4 protein-coding genes and 1 pseudogene are annotated in these 6,754 nt (G+C 26.8%); 4 read left to right on the forward strand and 1 reads right to left on the reverse strand.

Annotation, left to right across the window (positions count from 1 at the left end):
- The first annotated feature begins 193 nt into the window (after window positions 1-193).
- Window positions 194-1,321: a M15 family metallopeptidase gene (locus A500_RS06545; RefSeq protein WP_016206803.1), complete on the forward strand. Its 1,128-nt coding sequence runs from the start codon at window positions 194-196 to the stop codon at window positions 1,319-1,321.
- Window positions 1,322-1,387: 66 nt separating this feature from the next.
- Here the strand turns inward: A500_RS06545 and A500_RS06550 are convergent, their stop codons facing one another.
- The gene (locus tag A500_RS06550) at window positions 1,388-2,851 is read right to left on the reverse strand and encodes an aminotransferase class I/II-fold pyridoxal phosphate-dependent enzyme (protein ID WP_016206804.1); all 1,464 of its coding nucleotides are present in this window, start codon (window positions 2,849-2,851) and stop codon (window positions 1,388-1,390) included.
- Window positions 2,852-3,055: 204 nt separating this feature from the next.
- Here A500_RS06550 and A500_RS06555 point away from each other — a divergent pair, with 204 nt between their 5' ends.
- The 3 genes and pseudogenes from A500_RS06555 (at window position 3,056) to A500_RS06565 (ending at window position 6,750) form a co-directional block, all read left to right on the forward strand.
- On the forward strand, window positions 3,056-3,655 hold the full coding sequence (locus tag A500_RS06555) for a 50S ribosomal protein L25 (RefSeq protein ID WP_016206805.1): 600 nt from the start codon (window positions 3,056-3,058) through the stop codon (window positions 3,653-3,655).
- Between the two features lie 121 nt (window positions 3,656-3,776).
- Complete coding sequence (locus tag A500_RS06560) at window positions 3,777-5,504, forward strand: phospho-sugar mutase (protein ID WP_016206806.1); 1,728 nt, start codon at window positions 3,777-3,779, stop codon at window positions 5,502-5,504.
- Between the two features lie 158 nt (window positions 5,505-5,662).
- Window positions 5,663-6,750, forward strand: a pseudogene (locus A500_RS06565) (tetratricopeptide repeat protein).
- The last annotated feature ends 4 nt before the right edge of the window (window positions 6,751-6,754 follow it).

Here is a 6,754-nt window from a genome sequence, read left to right on the forward strand (position 1 = left end):
AAAGCTATAATATATAAATTAAGTAGATTGATATATTTATAAAATATCAATAAGTTTATATTTTTGTTATTAATTATTAAATATATAATTAAATTTAAAACTAATGAAATATTATCTAGATTTTATAATAAAAATATATTTTAACTATAAATAATTTTTGTTATAATGCTAAATAGTAATGGAGGGATAAGCTTTGACAAAAAGTAAATCGAAAAGAAAAAAACAAATGTTAAAAAGAAGAATTATAGCATTAATTATTTTTGGAATAGTTATAGGTGGAGTTGTTTATACCCCTATTAAATTAAAGCATATTAATTTATTGCAAATAGAAGCAAAGGCAAGTGAACGTTTTAATAATAAAATGAGTTTTATAGAAGACTATAAGAAAATTAAGGAGAATTTCAGTAATTTATATGCATCAGATGATAAACTACAAGAAATAAGTGAATCTATTGATGTAATAGATGAAAAACTGTCAAATGGAGTTAGCGAAGAAGTTGAAAGTTTAATTTCTACATTAAAATCAGTTATAAGTGATTTAAGTGCAGCTAATCAAATAGAACTTGAAAATATATTCAATGATGTAAATAGTGACAATATTAATAATTTTACTGAAGAAGAAATGAATAAGGTTAATGAATACACAAATGAATACAATCAATTATTTAGCAAAGAAAAATATAAACAAGCAAAGGAAACTTTAAATTTATTAAGTAATTATATAAGTGAAACAAAAAAAGTTGCTAGCGAAAGAAAAATAAAAGAAACTTATGAACAAAAATCAAATGAAGATTCTAGTTTAAGAGAACCAAAATATATAAATGGAATATTGATTGTAAATAAAGAATTTGGATTACCTGATAGTTTTTTACCTGGCGAAAGTGCTGAAGCGAGACAAGCTTTTGAAAATATGAAAGCAGATGCAGCAAAAGAAGGAATATACCTTAATGCTTTTTCGACTTATAGAAGCTATTGGAGTCAAAATATATTATATTGGAACTATGTTTCAAATTACGGACAAGATCCTACAGATACATTTTCTGCAAAAGCGGGTTTTAGCGAACATCAGACAGGACTGGCTTTTGATATTGGAGGTTTAGATAGATATCTTTGGGCAGAAGAAGATTTTAAATATACTGATGAAGCAAAATGGTTAAAAAGTAATAGTTATAAATATGGATTTATTCTAAGATATCCAGAAGGCAAAGAATGGAAGACGGGATACATGCATGAATCTTGGCATTTTAGATATATTGGAGTAGATCATAGTATAAATTTTAAAGATAGTGATTTAACATTAGAAGAATATTTAGGATTATAAGGGGATGTCGTAGACATCCCTTATAATATAAGTTTTATATTTATATTAATAATATAATTTTAAAGCTTATTTTGTAACTATTTTAATATTTTCAACAGTTAAATCTTCCGTCCCTTGAACATAAAGATTAGCCCTCTTTAAGTCATGAACATAATCAACAATTTCTTGTGTTATTTCCTCACCTGGACAAAGTACTGGAATTCCTGGTGGATATGCAAGTAAAAACTCACCTGAAATTTTTCCTATACTATCTTTTAAAGAAATTGAAGTTTTATTACTATAAAAAGCTTCTCTTGGGTTAAGAATTTTTCTAGGTATTGTAGGAATATCTAAAAAGTCTTGAATAGGTTCTCTTTTACCATAGTAATCATTTGATATTTCTTTAAGGGCAGATAATAATCTATCCATGCCTTCTTTGGTATCTCCAAAAGAACCAACTGCAAGTACATTATAAAAATCGGATAATTCCATTTGTATATGATACTTATCTGCTAAAATCATATCAAGTTCAAAGCCGGTAATTCCAAGTTCTCTTGAAGATATAGTAAGTTTTGTAGAATCAAAAGAATAAGAACCAGGTTTTCCAAGAACTTCTTCCCCAAAACAATAGAATCCAGGAATTTTATTTATTTCATCCCTAGTATATTTGCAAAGTTCTATAGCTTTTTCAAGTAAACTCCTTCCTTCTAATGCAATTTGTCTTCTAGCACAATCTAAAGAAGCCATCAATATGTAAGAAGGGGAGGTTGTTTGCATTAAATTTAAAATTTGTTGAACTCTTGTAGGATTAACATATTTACTTTTAACATGCAATAAAGATCCTTGAGTTAAAGATCCAATTATTTTATGGGTACTTTGAGCACATATGTCAGCGCCTGCTTCTAAAGCAGACATAGGTAACTTTTCTGAAAAAGCTAAATGAGGTCCATGAGCTTCATCCACTATTAAAGGTATGTCATAGCTATGAACTATATCAGCAATTTTCTTTATATCTGTTGCTACACCATAATAAGTAGGATTTATAATTAATACAGCTTTAGCATCTTTATTTTCTTTAAGAGTTTTTTCAACTGTCTCAGGAGTTACCCCGTGAGCAATTCCGAGTTTTTTATCAATTTCAGGCTCCATAAAAATAGGAATAGCACCACTTAGAATAATACCAGAAGTTACTGATTTATGTACATTTCTAGGAATTATTATTTTATCTCCATCATTAACTACAGAAAGTATCATAGCTTGTATAGCACCTGATGTACCATGAATAGAAAAAAATGACGAATGTGAATTATAAGCATCAGCTACTAATTCCTGAGCTTTTTTTATAGGTCCTGTTGGATGATGTAAACTATCAACTAATTTAAAGACCGTAACATCTATTTTAAATGGATTTTCACCTATAAAATCCTTAAATTCTTTGTCTATACCTACTCCTTTTTTGTGTCCAGGAACATGAAATGGAAGAGTATCTCTATTTACATATTCTTTAAGAGCATCAAAAAGAGGAGTTTCAGCTTGATTTAATTTATACAATTAGAACACCTTCTCTCTTATAAATATTATTGATTAATCAATAAGTTTTATACAAACATTAATATTATATTTTATTAGCTTCAACTATGCAATAAAATACTAAGCAATATTAAAAGAAATATGTAATTAAGTGAAATTTGAATAAAAAATAGCATTTGTGACAAGAATATTTAAAGAGAATCTTGTTAATTAGGAGGAATTATCTTGAATAGCTTAAACTTAAATAAGAGAGAAGCAAATATACCAAACAATGCTAAGAAGTTAAGAAGAACAGGGAAGGTGCCAGGAATATTATATGGAAAAAATTCTAAGGACTTCATGTTTGAAGTAGGAGAATTAGATCTTTGTAGAGAAATTTCTAAAACTGGTGAACATGGAGTTTTAAATTTTGAACTAGATGGCAGTAGTAGTCATAAGGCATTAATAAAAGATCTTCAAAGAGATCCTGTATCACATAAAATAATTCATCTAGACTTAGAAGAATTAGAACAAAATCAAAAAATTATATCCTCTGTTCCTATTCACTATGTAGGAGAAAATAACTTAAATAAAAGGGGAATGGTATTACAAAAAGAAAGAGGAAGTATAAAAGTTGAATGTACAGCTGATACATTACCAAAGCATATAGATATAAATATTAATGATAGTAATAATGGATATGTTTATAGGGTCGGTGATTTGGAAGTTGCTTCTGAGCTTTCAATAATTGATGATTTAGAGACTGTAATAGCTTCAGTAACTTATGAAAGAAAAACTGTAAGCGATGATATGGAAGAAATAGAAGAAGAAAATAGTCATAAATAAACAAAAAATACCTCGAAAAATGTAAAGAGATACAATGTTTTATCTCTTTATATTTTTTTATTCCATAATCAAAATCTTTAGTGTATAATATTACCTGATTATTAGTTTTAGGAGGGGTAGCATGTTATATAGAGAAAAATATAATGATTGGTTAGAGTCAAAGATAGTTGATGAAAAGATGAAAGATGAATTAAGATCAATAAAGGATGAAAATGAAATTGAAGATAGATTTTATAAAGATCTTGAATTTGGTACAGGTGGACTTAGAGGGATAATTGGTGCTGGAAGTAACAGAATGAATATATATACTGTATCTAAAGCTACTCAAGGTTTTGCAAATTATTTAAATAAAAGTTTTGAAAATCCATCAGTGGCAATAGCATATGATTCAAGAAATATGTCAAAAGAGTTTTCAAAAGCTGCAGCTTTAACTCTTTGTGCAAACAATATCAAAGTATATTTATATGAAGATTTAAGGCCAACTCCAATGCTTTCTTTTGCAGTAAGATACTTAAATTGTACTGGAGGAATTGTTGTTACAGCTTCACATAATCCAAAAGAGTATAATGGTTATAAAGTATATGATGAATTTGGTGGTCAAGTTACTGATGAAAAGGCAAATATAATAATAAATGAAGTTAACAAAATAGGTAATTTTGATGAAATAAATACTATGAAAGAAGAAGAAGCTTTAGAAAAAGAATTATTGGTATATACTGGTGAAGAACTAGATAAAGCTTATATTGATTCTGTAAAGAGTTTAACTATTAGAAAAGAACTAGTAAAAGAAAAGGCAAATGATTTAAAAGTTATATATACACCAATACATGGATCTGGAAATATGCCAGTAAGAAGAGTTCTTAAGGAACTTGGATATACAGGCGTATGCGTAGTTAAGGAACAAGAAATGCCAGATGGAAACTTTCCAACTGCATCATATCCAAATCCAGAAGAACCAGCAGTATTTAAGTTAGCATTAGAAATGGCTAAAACAGAAAATCCAGATGTTATTTTTGCAACAGATCCAGATGCTGATAGAATTGGAGTTGTTGTAAAAGATAGTGAAGGTGAATATAGGGTATTAACAGGAAATCAAACAGGATTATTATTAACTCAATATATTTTAGATGCTTTAAAAGAAGAAGGAAAGTTATCAGAAGATGGAGTTATAATTAAAACAATAGTAACTACAGATGGAACTAAGAAAATTGCTGAAGCATATAATGTTGAATTAATAGAAGTTCTAACTGGATTTAAATATATTGGTGAAAAAATACAAGGATTTGAAGTTAATAAAAATAAAACTTATCTTTTTGGTTTCGAAGAAAGTTATGGATATTTAGCAGGAGATTTTGTTAGAGATAAGGATGCTGTAATAGCAGCTATGTTAATAGCAGAAATGACTTTATTCTATAAAGAAAAAGGTAAGAGCCTTTTTGATGGTTTAGTAGAATTATATGAAAAGTATGGATACTTTAAGGAAACTCTAGTATCTTTCGAGTTAAAAGGAAAAGAAGGAAGCGAAAAAATATCTAATTGTATTGATTCTTTAAGAAATGAAAAGCTTGTTGAAGTTAATGGAGTTAAGATAATTACTAAATATGACTATAAGCTAAGTGTTGAAGAAGATATGGCTACTGGAAGTAAAAAGGAAATTAATCTTCCAAAATCAAATGTTTTAAAGTTTGTTTTAGAAAATGGTGCGTGGTTTGTAGTAAGACCTTCAGGAACAGAGCCAAAAATGAAAGCTTATATTGCAGTAGAAGGAAGTAGTTTAAAAGATTCAGAAGAACAATTAGAAAAGTTTAAAAATGAAGTAGTAAATTTAATTAATACTAAATTAAACTAAAGAGATTAAATTATAAAAAATAATCAGTTAAGATAAATAAGGTAAGTTATTATATTAAATAGCTTACCTTTATTTAATATCTAAAAATATAAAACTTTAAAGCTATTGAAATATGTAGTATTATTTATAATAAAGCTATTTTTAAGGAGGTATATGTATTGGATTATAATGCAGAATTTAAAGAAAAATTAGGTAAATTATTGTTTTTAGAAATGGACCAAAAGGGATTTAAGGAAAGTATAAATATTCCTAGCTATGTAGATTTTAAAAATAAAGATTTATATTTACCTATTTCCCCAGAATACATAACATCAAATGTTAATAATGAAGTTAAAATTAAAAATTTGCCTATATATTATTTTATAGAAGGAATGTTTTTTGCTATAGGAGCAGATGAAAATCTAAGATTTAATGAGGATTATGAATTAATATTAACTTATATTAAGGATACAGAAAATTGTATAAAAAGTATAATTTCTAAGAAGATAAATGATGATAAGTTAATAGATGCTTATTTACTTTTAAAGGGATTCTATAAATACTCAAAAGATATTGATATTATGAGAAAACTTTTATTAGTAGGTGAGAGCTTAAGAGAGAAAGATAGTGCATTTAAAGAGATATTATTACAAGACATAGAGTATTGTGAAAAAATATATTAAAGATTCCAGAAGCTTATCTTTATAAATCATTAATATTAAAGGATGATAAAGATTTTAAAGGAGCAAAAGTTGCAATTAATGAATATTTAAACAATGGTGGAAAAAGAACAGAAGATGTGAATATATTAATTGAGGATATTACTAATATTTCAAATTATGAAGTTGCAATAGAACATTTAAATGATGATCCTATTAAAACCATAAAGTTACTAATTGAACTTTTAGAAAAGTTTGATGACAACCCATTAATATACTATTATTTGGGGGTTGCTTATAGAAAGCTTGAAAATTATGAAAAAGCTATTTATTACTTAAATGAAAGCTTAGAAAGAGAAAGCGGAATATATGAAGTAGTGGTTGAACTTGGAATAAACTATGCATGTATAAATGATTTTGAAAGTGCAATTAAATACTTTAAAAAAGCCTTTGAGGCCACGAAGGAAGTAGAAATTTGTACAAATATTGTTATGTGCTATATGAATTTAAATAATTTAGAAGAAGCTAAATTACATTTAGATATAGCTAAGAAAATAAATTCTGAAGATGAAATAGTGAAAGACTTAGAAAAAATGTTAAATAAATAGATTT

The sequence above is a fragment of the Clostridium sartagoforme AAU1 genome, from assembly GCF_000401215.1.
Taxonomy (GTDB): domain Bacteria; phylum Bacillota; class Clostridia; order Clostridiales; family Clostridiaceae; genus Clostridium; species Clostridium sartagoforme.

Bases quoted from the DNA above. Each gene is read 5' to 3' on its own strand.
- A500_RS06560 (WP_016206806.1), top strand. From the start codon at position 3,777: ATGTTATATAGAGAAAAATATAATGATTGGTTAGAGTCAAAGATAGTT.